This is a genomic window from Pontixanthobacter luteolus (assembly GCF_947494915.1).
In the GTDB taxonomy this organism is placed as follows: domain Bacteria; phylum Pseudomonadota; class Alphaproteobacteria; order Sphingomonadales; family Sphingomonadaceae; genus Pontixanthobacter; species Pontixanthobacter luteolus.
Genome location: NZ_CANLWR010000001.1, coordinates 1,083,407 through 1,099,974, shown reverse-complemented (window position 1 = coordinate 1,099,974; position 16,568 = coordinate 1,083,407). Strand labels below are relative to the sequence as shown.

12 protein-coding genes and 1 tRNA gene are annotated in these 16,568 nt (G+C 59.4%); 6 read left to right on the top strand and 7 right to left on the bottom strand.

Annotated features, from left to right (window positions below):
• Positions 1–2 precede the first annotated feature (2 nt).
• Positions 3–806, bottom strand: coding sequence for an inositol monophosphatase family protein (locus PO778_RS05260; RefSeq protein WP_271439347.1), 804 nt, complete (start codon positions 804–806; stop codon positions 3–5).
• Entirely contained in the window at positions 800–2,026 is a 1,227-nt protein-coding gene (gene argJ, locus PO778_RS05255; RefSeq protein WP_271438859.1) for a bifunctional glutamate N-acetyltransferase/amino-acid acetyltransferase ArgJ, read from the bottom strand. Before argJ ends, PO778_RS05260 begins: the two co-directional genes overlap by 7 nt.
• Before the next feature lie 98 nt (positions 2,027–2,124).
• On the opposite strand from argJ, the gene PO778_RS05250 reads away from it, so the two are divergent.
• The 3 genes from PO778_RS05250 to PO778_RS05240 all read left to right on the top strand — a co-directional run bounded on the left by PO778_RS05250 (position 2,125) and on the right by PO778_RS05240 (position 5,848).
• The gene (locus PO778_RS05250; RefSeq protein ID WP_271438858.1) at positions 2,125–2,391 is read left to right on the top strand and encodes a hypothetical protein; all 267 of its coding nucleotides are present in this window, start codon (positions 2,125–2,127) and stop codon (positions 2,389–2,391) included.
• A 93-nt stretch (positions 2,392–2,484) separates the two neighbouring features.
• Complete coding sequence (gene secA, locus PO778_RS05245) at positions 2,485–5,232, top strand: preprotein translocase subunit SecA (protein ID WP_160730006.1); 2,748 nt, start codon at positions 2,485–2,487, stop codon at positions 5,230–5,232.
• A gap of 7 nt (positions 5,233–5,239) precedes the next feature.
• Positions 5,240–5,848: a hypothetical protein gene (locus PO778_RS05240; protein WP_271438857.1), complete on the top strand. Its 609-nt coding sequence runs from the start codon at positions 5,240–5,242 to the stop codon at positions 5,846–5,848.
• A gap of 39 nt (positions 5,849–5,887) precedes the next feature.
• Here the strand turns inward: PO778_RS05240 and PO778_RS05235 are convergent.
• Both PO778_RS05235 and PO778_RS05230 read right to left on the bottom strand, forming a co-directional pair.
• Positions 5,888–5,962 (bottom strand) — tRNA-Asn (locus tag PO778_RS05235).
• 84 nt (positions 5,963–6,046) lie between these two features.
• Complete coding sequence (locus tag PO778_RS05230) at positions 6,047–6,835, bottom strand: NAD kinase (RefSeq protein WP_271438856.1); 789 nt, start codon at positions 6,833–6,835, stop codon at positions 6,047–6,049.
• 116 nt (positions 6,836–6,951) lie between these two features.
• Here PO778_RS05230 and PO778_RS05225 point away from each other — a divergent pair, with 116 nt between their 5' ends.
• Positions 6,952–8,289 carry a bifunctional diguanylate cyclase/phosphodiesterase gene (locus PO778_RS05225; protein ID WP_271438855.1) on the top strand — a complete coding sequence of 446 codons (1,338 nt, stop codon included), beginning with the start codon at positions 6,952–6,954 and terminating at the stop codon, positions 8,287–8,289.
• A gap of 25 nt (positions 8,290–8,314) precedes the next feature.
• On the opposite strand, the gene mfd is transcribed toward PO778_RS05225, so the two are convergent.
• On the bottom strand, positions 8,315–11,788 hold the full coding sequence (gene mfd / locus PO778_RS05220) for a transcription-repair coupling factor (protein ID WP_271438854.1): 3,474 nt from the start codon (positions 11,786–11,788) through the stop codon (positions 8,315–8,317).
• 48 nt (positions 11,789–11,836) lie between these two features.
• Complete coding sequence (locus PO778_RS05215) at positions 11,837–12,115, bottom strand: succinate dehydrogenase assembly factor 2 (protein WP_271438853.1); 279 nt, start codon at positions 12,113–12,115, stop codon at positions 11,837–11,839.
• 53 nt (positions 12,116–12,168) lie between these two features.
• Between PO778_RS05215 and recG the strand changes: the two genes are divergently transcribed.
• Positions 12,169–14,226, top strand: a complete 2,058-nt coding sequence (gene recG / locus PO778_RS05210; protein ID WP_271438852.1) for an ATP-dependent DNA helicase RecG — start codon at positions 12,169–12,171, stop codon at positions 14,224–14,226.
• Here the strand turns inward: recG and PO778_RS05205 are convergent.
• Positions 14,223–14,702, bottom strand: a complete 480-nt coding sequence (locus PO778_RS05205) for a low molecular weight protein-tyrosine-phosphatase (protein WP_271438851.1) — start codon at positions 14,700–14,702, stop codon at positions 14,223–14,225. The genes recG and PO778_RS05205 overlap by 4 nt on opposite strands.
• Positions 14,703–14,769: 67 nt before the next feature.
• On the opposite strand from PO778_RS05205, the gene PO778_RS05200 reads away from it, so the two are divergent.
• Positions 14,770–16,563: a DUF885 domain-containing protein gene (locus tag PO778_RS05200; protein WP_271438850.1), complete on the top strand. Its 1,794-nt coding sequence runs from the start codon at positions 14,770–14,772 to the stop codon at positions 16,561–16,563.
• Positions 16,564–16,568: the final 5 nt, after the last annotated feature.

Here is a 16,568-nt window from a genome sequence, read left to right as displayed (position 1 = left end):
TTTTAGCTGATCAAGGCAACCCGTTCGGCCAGCTCGTCCCACAAGGATGGGCTGGCCGCGCCGATCAGGCCCGGACGATCCCATTCGTCCACGCGGTATTCGCTGCCATCGTTGCGAGCTGCCTTGCCGCCCGCTTCGTTGAGCCAAAGTACGCCTGCGGCATGATCCCACGGCAGCGTGCGGTTGAATATGCTGACATCGTTGGTGCCTAGCGCTAGCCGCGGATATTGTTCCGCTGCACAGCGCGGAATGTCGACCAGCGAATAATGCGGCGCGATATGATGCTGCACTTTTTCACGCAAACCGTCTTCCATGAACAGGGTCGAGATACCCGCGATCGGCGGTGTCTGTCCGGTAGTGCGGGCGGTTATGCGTTCACCGTCAATGAACGCACCTTCGCCCCGGTGCGCATGGCAGAACCGGCCTTCGAGCGGATCGTAAATCCATCCAGCCTGTGTCAGACCACCCTCGCATAGTGCGATTAGGATGCCGAATGGCGGCTTGCCGCTGGCAAAGTTTCCCGTCCCGTCGATGGGGTCAATAATCCAGCACTGCTGCGACAGGCCGTCAAGAACAGACGGGTCTGCTTCGCTAGCCTCTTCGCCGACAATCGCGAGGCCGGGCAGGATCGCTTCCAATCCTTCTGCCAGCTTGACCTCTGCCTCACGGTCAGCGACTGTGACCAGCTCGTTCTTGCCCTTGTCGGCAATCTCGCTCTGCGTCAGGTTCTGGTAACGGGGCAGAATTGCTGTCTCCGAAACACGGACCAGCAGTTCGCGCATGGCTTCGTTCAGTGATTTCACGATCTGTAATCCGCGTTGATGTCGATATATCCGTGGGTCAGATCGCAGGTCCAGACTGTCGCGCTGCCGCCGCCAATTCCGATGTCGATTTCTATAGTTATGTCCTGCCCCTGCAAATGTCTTGCGACAGGCTCTTCGTCATAGTCAGGAACGGGCTGGCCGTTTTTCGCGGCCCAGATCCCGCCGAACCCGATCGAGAGCCTGTCCCGGTCGGCAGGTTCCCCGGCCTTGCCAACCGCCATGACCACACGGCCCCAGTTTGCGTCCTGCCCGGCGATGGCCGTCTTCAGCAGAGGAGAATTCGCCACCGACAAACCGATCTTCCGCGCGCTTTCGTCGCTGTCAGCGCCGCTCACCGATATTTCGATGAATTTGCTTGCGCCTTCGCCGTCACGAACGACCGATTGCGCCAGCTGCAGGCAGACATCGTGAAGCGCCGCGGCGAACGCGTCCGCTCCGTCATCGTCATAGGATCTGATTGGCACATTGCCCGCAGCGCCGGTTGCGAACGCCAGCACGGTATCGCTGGTCGACGTGTCGCTATCGACGGTGATGCACGAAAATGTCCGCCGGTTCGCTTCTGACAGGATTTCCTGCAGGAATGCCGGGTCGATTGCTGCGTCGGTGAAGATGTAGCCGAGCATGGTTGCCATGTCTGGCGCGATCATCCCGCTGCCCTTGATGATCGCGGAAATCTCGACGCGTGTGCCGCCCACCATTGCCGATGCCGTGGCACCTTTGGCGAAAGTATCGGTCGTCGCAATCGTGTTCGCGGCGTCTTCCCAGCTGCACGGCTCCGCATTCAGCGCAGCGTCCACGCCATCGCGGGCCTTGTCCTTCGGCAGAGGCACGCCAATGACCCCGGTTGAACTGACGAACACTTCGGCAGGTGCACAATCGCGATGAGCGGCCACCTGTTCCGCGATCTGCTCGACAGCTTCGCGGCCGCGGTATCCGGTGAAGGCGTTTGCGTTGCCCGCATTGACGATCAGCGCCCGGGCCTTGCCGTGTTTGACCTGCTCTCGCCCCATTTCGACTTCGTTCGACGGGCACGCGCTCTGTGTAAATACCCCGGCAACCGCAGTGCCTTCAGCAAATTCGGCAAAGGTCAGGTCGGCGCGGTCCCATTCCTTGTACCTCGCACGCGCGATGCGCAGGGTTACTCCGCCGATTTCCGGCATTTTTGGGAAGGGAGTGGCCAAGGGAGAGCGTGCAAGTTCCATGGCATTGTCGCTTAGTTACTCGTTGTGGTCCCCGCAATCCGGATCTTGGCAATTTCTCGCAGTGGACTATCCGGCGCGGCGTACCTATAAAGAATGCCATGCGCCGTTTGCTCGCTTTTCTTGCGCTTCTTTCCGGACTTGCCGCCGTTGGTACGCCGGTGGGCGCTGCCGTTTCGAACGGTGTTTGCGAACAGGTCGCCAGCGCGGAAGTCAGCGAGCCTGGCAAACAGGTGCAGTGCGCCTGCGATACCAAGCGTCGCGGCCCGGCAGATGTTGCGGGATCCGAACGCGGGGCCAAGACGCGCAAAGCGGTCAAAATCTTCATCCCGACCGTTCAGTTCGGTGCTGACCGCGCGCACGAATAGCGCCCAGCTTTAACCGGCTAACCAATTCTGCTGCCTCACTGCGCGCTGCGCCGGGGCGGCCCTCTCCATATTCTGTCTCTCGAAAGACTTCGCATGATCAATTCACTCCTGAAGTCCGTATTCGGATCGTCCAACGATCGTTACGTCAAATCGCTTGGTAAAATCGTCAATCAGATCAATGATCTGGAGCCTCAAATTCAGGCTCTGAGCGACGAGGAACTGCAGGCGCAGACAGTAAAATTCCGCGCTATGCTGGAAGAGGGCAAGACCCTCGACGATATTCTGCCGGAAGCTTTTGCGACGGTTCGCGAGGCATCCGTCAGGGTGCTGGGTATGCGCCATTTCGATGTGCAGATGATTGGCGGCATCGTGCTCCATCGCGGCGAAATCTCCGAAATGCGCACGGGTGAAGGCAAGACGCTGGTGGCGACGCTGGCGGTTTATCTCAATGCGGTCGAGGGCAAGGGTGTCCACGTGGTCACCGTCAATGATTACCTCGCCAGCCGCGATGCGGAATGGATGGGCCAGCTCTATCGGTGGATGGGCCTGACCGTCGGCGTGATCGTGCCTAATCTGGGCGAGTATGAGCGCCGCGAGGCTTACGGTTCCGACATTACGTACGGCACCAACAATGAATTCGGTTTCGATTATCTGCGTGACAACATGAAGCAGAGCCGTGACCAGATGGTCCAGCGGACTTTCAATTTCGCAATTGTCGATGAAGTCGACTCGATCCTGATCGACGAAGCGCGGACCCCGCTGATCATCTCCGGTCCGACAGAAGACAAGACCGATCTCTATGTCTCGATCGATGCGATCGTTAAGGAAATCCCCGAAGACTGGTACGAGAAGGACGAGAAAAGCAAAAATATCGGCCTGACTGAAGACGGCACCGAGGAGATCGAGAAGCTCTTGATCGAGCGGGGCCTGTTGGAAACCGACAATCTGTACGACGTCGAAAACACGCAGATCGTGCATCACATGGATCAGGCGCTGAAAGCCGTCCATATGTTCAAGCGCGATACCGACTACATCGTTAAGGACGACAAGGTCGTCATCATCGACGAATTTACCGGCCGCATGATGGACGGGCGTCGGTGGTCCAATGGCCTGCACCAGGCTGTCGAGGCGAAGGAAGGCGTCAAGATCGAGCCTGAGAACCAGACGATGGCCTCGATCACTTTCCAGAACTATTTCCGGATGTATCCAAAGCTGGCCGGTATGACCGGTACGGCTGCCACGGAGGCGTCCGAATTCTGGGACATCTACAAGATGAACGTGGTCGAGATCCCGACCAACAAGCCGGTCCAGCGGATCGACGAAGAGGACGAGTTCTACAAGAACACGCAAGACAAGTTCGCAGCCATTGCCAAGGCGATCCGCGAGAAGAACGAGATTGGCCAACCGGTTCTGGTGGGTACGGTTTCCATCGAGAAATCGGAATTGCTGGCAGAGTTTCTCAAGAAAGAGGGCGTCGCTCACGAAGTGCTGAACGCACGCTTCCACGAACGTGAGGCGCATATCGTTGCACAGGCCGGCCGTCTGGGCGCTGTCACCATCGCGACCAACATGGCGGGCCGCGGCACCGATATTCAGCTGGGCGGCAATGTCGAATTCCGTATCGAGGCCGAGCTGGCCGGTATGCCGGAAGGGCCGGAACGTGATGCCGCGATCCAGAAGATCGAGGAAGAAGTCGGCGCCGAACGGCAGAAGGTCAAGGAAGCTGGCGGCCTGTTCGTGCTGGCAACCGAACGGCACGAAAGCCGCCGTATCGACAACCAGCTGCGCGGGCGTTCCGGGCGTCAGGGAGATCCGGGCCTGAGCCGGTTCTACCTGTGCCTGGAAGACGATCTGCTGCGCATCTTCGGGCCAGACACGCTGTTTTCGCGGATGATGAACTCCAACCTCGAAGATGGCGAAGCGATCGGTTCAAAATGGCTGTCGAAAGCCATTGAAACCGCACAGAAAAAGGTCGAAGCGCGCAACTACGACATCCGCAAGCAGGTTGTTGAATACGACGATGTCATGAACGACCAGCGTAAGGTCATTTATGAACAGCGCGCGGAAATCATGGACAGCGAAACGGTTGGCGATGTGGTGGTCGATATGCGCCATGACACGGTCAACAGCATCGTCATGCAATCCTGCCCTCCGGGATCCTATCCGGAACAGTGGAACATGGATTTGCTGAAAGAACGCGTCGCAGAAGTGCTGGATTTGCAGCCGCCATTCGATGAATGGCTGGAAGAAGATACGGTGGAACCGGAAATCATCGAAGAACGCCTTCTGGCCATGGTCGATGAACGGATGGAAGCGAAGATCGCCAATGCCGATCCGGATATCTGGACCCGCGTCGAGAAGAGCATCCTGCTGGAACGGCTCGACCATTTCTGGAAAGAACATCTGGCGACGCTCGACGCTTTGCGTCAGGTCGTCTTCCTGCGTGCACATGCGCAAAAGCAGCCGATCAACGAATACAAACAGGAAGCTTTCGGCCTGTTCGAACAGATGCTCGACAGCTTGCGTGAAGACATCACCAGCATTCTGCTGAAAAGCGAACTGCGCATTCAGCAGCCTGTTCAGGAGGAATTGCCTGATCTGCCGGACTTCTTGACCGGACATATCGATCCGCTGACGGGCCTCGACAATTCGAACGATGGTGACGGATCGGCTTCGCAGGCGTCCTTGTTCGGTTCGCTGGCGGGCAGCCCCCGTGCGGCAGCGGGACCGGGCGGGTCCAACCGTGAAAATCCCTATGCCGATCAGGTAATCAGCCGCAACGCACCGTGCCCATGTGGTTCGGGTAACAAGTACAAGCACTGCCACGGCGCAGTCGCGTAATAACGGCATGAATGTGCGGGAAGGTCTGGTGCGCGCAGCGGGCTGGCCTTTCCGCAAGATTCGCCGCGAAATACGGCTTCACCGGCTTGCGAGGGTGCGTGCGCGCGGCTGTGTGCCCGCTGCTGAACCTGCGGCCCCGGTACCGCCCTGTTTGATCATTTCACCGGGCGGTGTCGGCACCACTTTTCTGATCGATCATTGCGCCCGCTTTACCAGCTTGAACCATCGCAATGATCGAGACGGCTTGAAGCATCTGCCCCGATTTGCCGGCACCGAGGAATTTACCCGATCAAGGATCATATTCGTCACGGGCAAACCGGAAGACGTCTTTGCAAGCTTGCGGCGGCGGGGATGGCTGCGCGATCAGGCGGCGAAGCTGGGATTGCCGCGCGCTCTCTGGTTGACAGGTCGCGCACGCAAGGCAGCCTTTATCGCGGGTGTCGAAGCGCAGGCTGAATCATTCCGTGCGGCGGCAGAAACTGGCCAGGTCCTGATGATCGACTATGAACAAATCTGGGACCGGAAAGCGGAAATTGCGCGGTGGTTCGGCATCGCCGATCCGGCATTTCTGGCTGACTTTCCCGAAAGGCGCGGGCGTACCGGCCAGAGCGTTTGAACGCACCGGCCAAACCGTCTCAATATCCTTGGGAAAGGATGGCTCCCCGAGTTGGATTCGAACCAACGACCAAGTGATTAACAGTCACCTACTCTACCGCTGAGCTATCGGGGAACAGCCCTTGTTGCCGCGATGTCTCGCGGGCAGGGGTGGGCCTATATTGGGGCCTGATTTGTTTGGCAACCCCAGTTTGTGCATTCACACCATGAATTGTTCAGCCACGATCCGCTCGTCGAGGGCGTGACCAGGATCGAACAGTAAAGTCAGCTCCGAATCGTAGGCAATCTCGACGCTTACTTCGGCGATGTCGCGCACTTCCTTCTGGTCGGCAACGGCAGCGACAGGGCGCTTTGCAGGCTCGAACACCTTGAACCGGATTGTAGCACGGTCGGGCAGGATGGCACCGCGCCATCTGCGCGGGCGGAATGCACTGATCGGGGTTAGCGCCAGCAACTGCGAATCGAGCGGCAGGATCGGCCCGTTTGCCGACAGGTTGTATGCAGTCGACCCAGCGGGTGTGGCGACAAGAACCCCATCACCGACAAGTTCCTTGATCCGGACCTTGTCATCCACGCTAACCTCCAGCTTTGCAGTCTGGCGGGTTTCACGCAGCAACGACACTTCATTGATCGCGCATTCGACGTGTTTCTCGCCGTCTTGCGTGACCGCTTCCATCCTCAAGGGAGAGATACCGATAGAACGCGAGCGATTGACCTTGTCGAGCAGCTTCACACCGGCACGGTATCGATTCATCAGGAAGCCGACAGTGCCTCGGTTGATTCCGTAACAGGGAATGATCCGGCCCGAATCCAGCATCCCGTGAAGGGTGTGCAGCATGAAACCGTCACCGCCAAGCGCGACAACTGCGTCCGCTTCCTCGATCGGGACCCAGTCATGCATATGCTTCAGTTCTTCGGCAGTTTCGGCTGCCTTGGCCGTGTCGGAAATGGCGAGTGCCAGGTTCCGAAAACCGTGATTGCTGCTCAATTACCCCTCCGCGCGCACATGATGGTGCGGCGTGCAGTCCTATGGGGTGCTGTGCCATTTGGCAACGCATTGGAAATCTTGGCATCCTATTGTCACAGGTGCCGCTAAGGAGGGGCATGGCCAGTGTTGCAAAAAGAGATGTCGATCCGTTGCGTGATGACTTGACCGGTCTTGCCAGCGTGGAAAGAGCGCACCGGACCCTGGCGGCGTGGCAGCAAAGCGCCATCGCCGACGGACGAACTGCGCCGGTTCATGCGATGCTGATCGGGCTGGCACGGTTCAACGCCGTCAATCTCGCTTATGGCGAAGACGCTGGCGACGGCGCGTTAGTCACGACTGCGCAGCGCATTCTTCATTTCGCGGAAGATGAGTTCGAAGAAGGCGACTGGCTCGCAGCCCGGCTAGGAGGCGGCAATTTCCTTCTTGCGGCGCATGAGGCTTGCAGCCGCGAGAGGTGGCAATGGCTGGCGGAAGCGCTTGCAGACGCTGTAGCGCATCCGATTTCGGGCCTGGGTGATGCGGGCAACCTCCGTTTGTGGGCCCGTATTGCGCTGATGCGACCGGCACCGGGCGAGGGGCCGACGATGATATTCGACCGTCTGGCTGAAACGCTGGAAGAGGCGCGTACCCACAAGGGGCGGCGCATCCTTTGGTCCGACCGGGGCCTGACCGTGCCCGGCCGCAGAAGCGCCGAAGTCGACGCCGATCTGCTCGGGGCGATTGATGCCGACCAGATTGAAATCGTCTATCAGCCGCAGGTCTCGCTGGACGATGGAACGATCATCGGGGCGGAGGCTCTTGCACGGTGGCAGCACCCGCAGCTTGGCCGGATCGGCGCGAGCCAGCTGTTCGCGATCGCGGAACGGACCGATCATGTGGCGCAGCTATCGCGGCATATCGCGGACAGGGCATTATCGGATGCCGCAAGCTGGAATGCCGACCTGCGTCTCTCCCTCAACATCACACCGGCAGATCTGGCGTCGCGCAGCTTCGCACGCGAGTTTCTCAAACTGATCGCCGAAAGCGGCCATGCGCCAGACCGGCTGACGATCGAGATCACCGAACATTCGCTGGTGTCCGATCTGGAGCGAAGCGCGGAAGCCCTGAGGGAACTGAGCGCGGCAGGGGTGCAAGTTGCACTGGATGATTTTGGGGCGGGGTTCTGCAATTTCCGCTATCTCAAAATTCTGCCGCTGGATGCGATCAAGCTCGACCGTGCGATGATCGACGGGATTACCATCGACGAACGCGATCTTGCGGTCCTCAGGGGCATCGTCGCCATGGCCAAGGCGCTTGGGCTGAAAGTGATCGCTGAAGGCGTCGAAAACGAAGATCAGCGTGCAATCGCAGCGAGCGAGGGCTGCGAATATTATCAGGGCTACCTGTGTTCGAAGCCGTTGGAGCACGCAGAGTTTCTCGCGTTGCTCCCCGAACATTCCGGCCTTTTCCGCTAAATCTCTTGCCTCCTGAAATACAGGTCTATTTCCGCGCCTTGCGGGCAACATTGCTGAGCCCCTTGGTCAACTGGAACAGGCCGTTAAGGCGGGAACGCGGATCGTTCCATGCGCGGTTGATGACCAGTTTCATGTCGGGCCGCAGTTTTGCAGTGCCTTTCAATCTGTCGACATAGGCAATCAGTCCCGGACCATCGGGGAAGTCGTCATTGTGGAAGCTAACTAGAGTTCCGCGCGCGCCAACGTCGATTTTGGCGATGTTTGCCTCGATGGCCTGATGCTTGATCTCGATCAGGCGAACGAGGTTTGCGGTCGCATCGGGCAGCGGTCCGAAACGGTCGATCATTTCGGCGGCCATTGCTTCGATTTCTGGCTTGTCCTTTGCGTCGTTCAGGCGGCGATAAAGCGCCATGCGAACGGCAAGGTCCGGGACGTAGTCTTCCGGAATCATGATCGGTGCATCGACGGTGATTTGCGGGCTGACGGTTTCCGGCTTGGCTTCCAGGCCAAGCTCGCCCGCCTTGGCCGCCAGAATCGCGTCTTCCAGCATCGATTGGTAAAGTTCGAACCCGACCTCGCGGATGTGGCCGGATTGCTCGTCTCCCAAAAGATTGCCGGCTCCACGAATGTCGAGATCGTGGCTGGCAAGCTGGAAACCAGCGCCAAGACTGTCGAGATCGCCGAGCACCTTCAGGCGCTTTTCAGCCACCTCCGAAAGCTGCTGGTTCTTTGGGTAGGTGAGATAGGCATAGGCGCGCAGTTTCGAACGGCCGACCCGGCCGCGAAGCTGGTATAGCTGAGCAAGGCCGAAGCGGTCCGCGCGGTGGATGATGATCGTGTTCGCGCTCGGAATATCGAGTCCGCTCTCGACGATCGTAGTGGACAGGAGAACTTCGTACTTCCCCTCGTAAAATGCGCTCATGCGCTCTTCAACTTCGGTGGGGGACATTTGCCCGTGCGCGGTGATGACTTTCACCTCGGGCACGTGTTCGTGCAGCCAGTCCTGCACGTCGGCCATGTCGGCGATGCGCGGAACGACGATGAAACTTTGCCCGCCGCGGTGGTGTTCGCGCAGCAAAGCCTCGCGCATGACCATCTCATCCCATTCCATGACGTAAGTGCGCACGGCCAGCCGATCGACCGGCGGGGTCTGGATGGTGGATAGTTCGCGAAGCCCGCTCATTGCCATCTGCAAAGTTCGCGGAATGGGCGTTGCGGTTAGCGTCAGCATATGGACGTTGGCGCGCAGCTGCTTCAGCTTTTCCTTGTGGGTCACGCCAAAGCGCTGTTCTTCGTCCACGATAACGAGGCCCAGATCCTTGAACTGGGTGCTTTTCGACAACAGAGCGTGCGTGCCGATCACGATGTCCATCGTTCCAGCTTCCAGCGCGTCGCGCGTCTCTTTCATTTCCTTCGCCGGGACCAGACGCGATAGGCGCCCGATCTTGAGCGGGAAGCCATCAAATCGCTCGCTGAAATTGGTGAAGTGCTGCCGGGCCAACAAGGTCGTCGGGGCCACCACGGCAACTTGCTGTCCGTTCATGGCGGCCACGAATGCCGCGCGCAATGCGACCTCGGTTTTGCCAAACCCGACATCGCCGCAAACGAGACGGTCCATGGGCCGTCCGCTCTCCAGATCGCGCAGAACGTCGGCAATGGCGCGGTCCTGATCATCTGTTTCCGCCCACGGGAAGCGATCAACGAACTGGTTGTAGCTTGCGTCGTCTGCCTCGAACACGGGCGCTTTCTTCAGCGCGCGTTCCGCTGCAACTTTCATCAGTTCGCCCGCGATTTCGCGAATACGCTCTTTCAAGCGCGAGCGGCGTTTTTGCCAGGCTTCTCCGCCCAGCCGGTCCAGCGCTACAGCGTCTTCGGACGAACCATAACGAGTTAAAACATCGATGTTCTCGACCGGGATGTAGAGCTTGTCGCCGCCGTGATATTCCAGCATCACGCAGTCGTGCTGGCTCTTCCCTACGGTGATCGGTTCCAGCCCGAGATATTTGCCGATGCCGTGTTCGGTGTGAACCACCAGATCGCCGCGGCCCAGCGCTTGCAATTCCGCCAGAAATGCGTCGGCATCCTTCTTGCGTTTCTTCCGCCTGACCAGCCGGTCACCCAGGATGTCCTGCTCGGTCAGCAGTTCCAGTTCGTCGTTTGCGAAACCGCTATCCAGCGGCAAGACCATTGCAGCCGTCTGTCCCTTGGCAGCGAGGCCGAGCGCTTCCTGCCAATTGTCCGCCAGTGCGGTTTTTGCGCCGGCTTCCTCCAGAATAGACGCAATCCGCGACCTGCTGCCTTCGGAATACGCGGCGAGCAGCGGTTTCTTGCCGGACTTTGCGACAGACTGAAGATGCTTTGCAGCGGCATCATAGACATTGTCGCCGCGTGCACGTTCGGGCGTGAAGTCGCGCGCAGAATTGAAACCGAAATCGATCGCCTTGTCGCTCTCTGGCTCGGCAAAAATCACCGCGCGGTGGATCGGCCAGCTTTGCAGGCGGCCCTCGAATTCTTCGCGCGTAACGTACAGCGCGTCTTGGGCCAGAGGGCGGTAACTGCCAGCTGCCTGTCCGGCGGCTTTCTCGCGCGCCTGATGATAGTCGGCGATATCTTTCAGTCGTTCGTCGCCGGCCTGTATCGCGCCGCTATCGATGATGATCTGGTCCGCATCGGTCAGATGGTCGAACAGGGTCGACAGCTTTTCCTCAAACAGGGGGAGCCAGTGTTCCATCCCGGCCAGCCGGCGGCCGTCGCTGACTGCCTGATACAGCGGATCGCCGGTTGCAGCCGCGCCGAATTGTTCGCGGTAACGGCTGCGGAAACGCTTGATGCTGTCTTCATCGAGCAGTGCCTCGCTCGCCGGTAGCAGCAAGTGCGATTCGAGAATTCCAGTGCTGGTCTGTGTCGAGGGATCAAACAGCCTCAGGCTTTCGAGTTCGTCGCCGAAAAAGTCGAGCCGCAGCCCCTGTTCCAACCCTGAAGGGAAGATGTCGACGATCGATCCGCGAACGGCGTACTCGCCTGCGTCGACCACCGTGTCAGCACGTGAATAGCCCTGACGCTGAAGCAAGCTGGCCAGGCTCTCGCGGCCAATTTCAACGCCGGGTTTGAATTCGCGCACCGATTCGCGAATGCGGAATGGCGACAGAACCCGCTGCAGTACCGCATTGGCGGTGGTGACCAGCAATTGCGATCCGTTCTTGCCAGCCTGAAGCCTGTGCAATGCCGCCAGCCGCTTTGCACTGACAGAAAGCGCCGGGCTGGAACGGTCGTATGGCAGGCAATCCCATGCGGGGAATTCGATAACCTCCAGCTCAGGCGCGAAATAGTGCGCAGAATCGGTGATGGCCCGCATCGCGGCATCATCGGCTGCGATGAAGATGGCGCGGCCTTCCGAGGCGCGGGCCAGATCGGCCAGAACCAATGGCTGCGCACCGCGCGCCAGTGAAGACAGGGTCAGTGGCTGCTTGGCCGCCAGTATACGGGAAAGATCGGGCATCAGGTGTTCAAGCTTTTTCGGCGGGATGGGTTCCGCCCGGTTGCTGCATCAGCGAGGAATATCGACGTAGTCGAGCCGTTGCATAAGATCCATGTGAGGGCCGGAAAATTCCTCGGGCACCAGCTGTGTTTTTAGCGCCCACGCCATCACGTCGACATCGTCTTCATCCAGCAAGGTTTCGAACCAGACCAGATCCTGCTCCCCCCAATCCGCATGATATCGATCAAAAAAGCCGCCGATCATGTAGTCGGCTTCTCTTGTACCGCGATGCCATGAACGGAATTTGGCGCGCGCGAAACGAGCGGAAAGGTCGGGGGTATCGGACATGCGAAAGCGGGTAGGCCACTCGCCAATTGCGTGCAAGCAGCTATAGGAAGGCTATGCGTCCAGAGGTCCTGAATCCATTGTTTGTAGAAGTCGGCGCGCTCGATGGAGTCGGGCCGAAACTGCGCAAGCCGCTCGACAAGCTTGGTCTGACGCGGGTTCGCGACATTGCCTACCACCTGCCAGATCGTTTCGTGACCCGGCGCGCAGTGGAAAGTCTGGATGAAGCTGGCATTGGCGAGCAGGTTGTCATCGCTCTGACACCAACAGAGCATCGCAGTTCATCAGGCAGGGGGCCTTACCGCGTACTGGCGCAGGATTCCGCCGGAAACATATGCGCACTCACCTATTTTGGGCGGGCATCCTACACTGCGAAGAAATTGTTACCGGTGGGCGAGAAACGCTGGGTCTCTGGCAGAATCGACCAATTTGGCCAGATGCTCCAGATAGTCCATCCAGACCATGTGGTAGAAGACAGCGGCGAAACGCTTACTCGGCTGTGTGAGCCGGTATACGCGCTTTCCGAAGGGCTCACGCAGCCCAAGGTCGCCGGGCTGGTGGAGCAGGCGCTATCGAAGCTGCCCGACCTGCCGGAATGGATCGAGCCGGGCCAGTTCGAGGCGGAGAAATGGCCCGCCTGGAAGGATGCGTTGAAACTGGCCCACAAGGGCGAAAATGAAGCCGCCCGTGATCGCCTGGCATATGATGAGCTGTTGGCGAACTCGCTGGCGCTGATGCTGGTGCGGGCCGACAATCGCCAGCGCAAGGGGCAACCATTGCGAGGCGATGGCAGTCTACGCGGCAAGCTGCAGCTGCCTTATGAATTGACGGGCGCACAGAAGCGCTCTGTTGCTGAAATCGAAGGTGATCTGGCGCAAGAGGCGCCGATGCTGCGACTTTTGCAGGGCGATGTCGGGGCGGGTAAAACCGTCGTCGCTCTGGAAGCGATGCTGATCGCCAACGAGGCCGGCAAGCAGGCAGCGCTGCTGGCGCCAACCGAAATCCTTGCGCGCCAACATTTTGAGACCCTTCGCAGCATGGCGCGGCCAACGGGGATCGAAATCGCACTGCTGACGGGGCGAGACAAAGGCAAGGCGCGCGAATCCATCCTGATGGGTTTGCTGGATGGCAGCATCGACATTGTTATCGGCACCCACGCTATTTTTCAGGATACGGTGGCCTACCGCGATTTGGGATTAGTGGTGATTGACGAGCAGCACCGCTTCGGCGTCGCACAGCGCCTGATGCTGACCGCAAAGGGCAAGCGCACGCCGCATACGCTTGCCATGACGGCCACCCCGATCCCGCGCACGCTAACGCTTGCTCAGTATGGCGAAATGGACGTTTCCCGGCTCGACGAGATGCCGCCAGGCCGGCAACCTATCGACACACGAGTGGTGGCGCAGGAACGCCTTGCCGATGTGGTCGAAGGTGTCTCGCGGCACATCGCAAGCGGTCAGCAAGCCTATTGGGTCTGCCCGATGGTTCGCGAGAACGAGAACGAGGATATCGCAGCTGCCGAGGCGCGGTTTGCATCGCTGAAAGAGCGTTTCGGGGACGAAGTCGTTCTGGTTCACGGGCAGCTGAAGCCAGAGCTGAAAGACGCTGCGATGGAGCGGTTTGCCAGCGGGAACGCGAAGCTGCTGATCGCGACCACCGTTATCGAGGTCGGGGTGGATGTGCCCGCTGCGACCCTGATGGTTATCGAGCAGGCCGAGCGGTTCGGGCTGGCGCAACTCCACCAGCTGCGCGGACGGGTTGGCCGCGGTTCGGAAAAATCGGTCTGCCTGCTGTTAAGAGGGAGCGCATTGTCTGAAACCGGGCGCGAACGGCTTGCCCTGATGCGCGAGACACAAGACGGTTTCCGGCTAGCCGAGGAAGACTTGCGGCTGCGCGGCGGCGGCGAGCTGCTCGGGACACGGCAATCGGGTGACACGCCCTTCCGGGTTGCGTCGTTGGAACAGATCACCCGCCTGCTGCCCAAAGCCCATGATGATGCGCGCATTTTGATGGACCGTGATGGCGGTCTGACAGGGACGCGCGGCGAGGCGGCGCGGATTCTCCTCTATCTGTTCGAACGTGACTGGGGCGTGCAATTGCTTCGCGGCGGCTAGCCGCGCTGCTGGCCCGTCAATTTCGCCACCAGGCTCTGCGCTGCACGGCTCACGTCTTCCCAGGTGTCGGCGAAATGTTCTTCCCCGCCATAATATGGATCGGCGACCGCCGCCCCTTCGCGGCCCGGAACCATATCCATCAGGAGCCCGACATGCGCGGAATGATCAGACGGAGCGACCGACCGGATATTGTCCAGATTGGAATGATCGAGCGCGAAAATATGAGTGAAGCGCACGAAATCGGCTTGTTCGATCTGGCGGCCCTGGAAATGCGAAATCTCGATGCCGTGACGGCGCGCAGTGTCGATGCTTCGCGGATCGGGCGGCGCGCCAACATGATAGGCTGCCGTACCCGCTGAGTCTGCTTCTGCGTCCAGTCCGGCATCCGCGGCTGCTTTGCGAAAGGCTGCTTCCGCGAGCGGGGAGCGGCAAATATTGCCGAGGCACACGAATAATATGGATGGCTTGTCGGTCATTGTGTGGTCCTACTGGACCATCATTGCTGCTCGCAATAGGGTGCGCGCGATTCAGGAGATCCCGGTAATGAAAAAACTCGTAGCAGCTCTGGCACTTTCAACGGCCATGATCGCGGCACCCGCGTCCGCACAGGTGAAAGTGGAATTCGGTGCTGAATCCAATTCCCCGGCGGTCAAGGCATTCGAGGAATTGCGCGAAGAGATCTGGGAGTGGACCCTCGACAACAGCCCATTCCTTTCAACAAGCATCGGCGACCGGCGCGGAGACGGCAAGCTGGGCGATTTGTCGCTCGAGGCGTATGAACGCCAAATCGCCGAAAGCGAGACATTTCTCGCGCGGCTTAACGCGGTTCCGCGCAGCGAACTGCCAGCAGATATGCTGGTCGACGTTGCCATCCTGAAACGTAGCCTGTCAGACAACATCGCTTCTGCGCAATTCGACCACAGCCGCTATGTCCTGTTCACGAACCGTGGCGGTTGGTTTTCAGGCTTCGCGTCGATCCCGTATCGCTCACCCTTCTTCACCAAGGGCGACTATGAATCTTACGTGTCGCGGCTGGAAGGTTTTGCAGGAATCAACCAAGCCGGGATCGCCCGAACCCGCGAAGCTGTCTCGCGCGGCCTGACTCAGGCATGCGAACCGATGGAAGGTTTCGCCGAACGCATCGAAAAACAGATCTACGAAGACGCGGAAAAATCGCCATTCTGGCGTCCGTTTGCTGAACGTCCGGGGTCTGTTTCCGAAGATGAGTGGCGCGTGCTTACCGACCGGGCTCGCATTGCTCTCGATCAGTCTATCTTTCCCGCTTATCAGGAATTCGCGGATTTTTACCGCGCCGAATATGCACCCAAATGCCGTGACGGGATACCGGGACTGCTGGCAACACCGCGCGGCGCCGAATACTACGAACAGCGCGTTCGCAGCTATACCACGACGGACATGACATCGGACGAGATTCACAATCTCGGCCTGTCGGAAGTCGCTCGGATCCGCTCTGAAATGGTCGAAGTTGCCAAGGGCGCAGGGTTTGAAAGCCGCGAGGCGTTTATCGAGCACCTGCGCACCGATCCGCAATATTATGCAAAGACGCCTGAAGAATTGATGATGGCTGCCGGTGCACTGGCTAAGCACATCGACGGCTTCATGCCAAAACTGTTCGGCACTCTGCCGCGCCAGCCGTACACTGTTTTGCCAATCCCCGCGGCCACCGCACCGGGCAATACCACGGCGTATTACGAACCCGGCTCACTGGCGACGGGCCAGCCGGGTATTTACCGTGTGAACACCACAGAGCTGGATCAACGTCCGCTTTGGGAATTGCCCGCGCTGGGCGTGCACGAGGCTGTGCCAGGGCATCACCACCAGATCGCCCTGCAGCAGGAACTCGACATCCATCCGCTGCGTGCGAACGGCACGTTCTTCACCGCTTTTGTCGAGGGCTGGGGCCTTTATTCGGAACGGCTCGGGATTGAAATGGAACTGTACGACACCCCGGCCAAGGAGATGGGGCGGCTCAGTTACGAGATGTGGCGCGCGACCCGGCTGGTGGTGGATACGGGCCTCCACGCGAAGGGTTGGAGCAAGCAGCGTGCGGTCGACTATATGCTCGACAATACGGCACTGACCGCTGCCAATGTCGATGCTGAGGTGAACCGGTATATCACCAATCCGGGGCAAGCGCTGGCATACAAGATCGGTGAGCTGAAGATCCGCGAGCTGCGCGAACGTGCCAGCAGCGAACTCGGCGCCGAATTCGATCTAAGGGCGTTTCACGATGCTGTGCTTGAAAACGGATCGGTCCCGCTGGACGTTCTGGAACAGCATATCGACCGCTGGATTGAAAGCGTGAAGCAAGGCTGACTGGC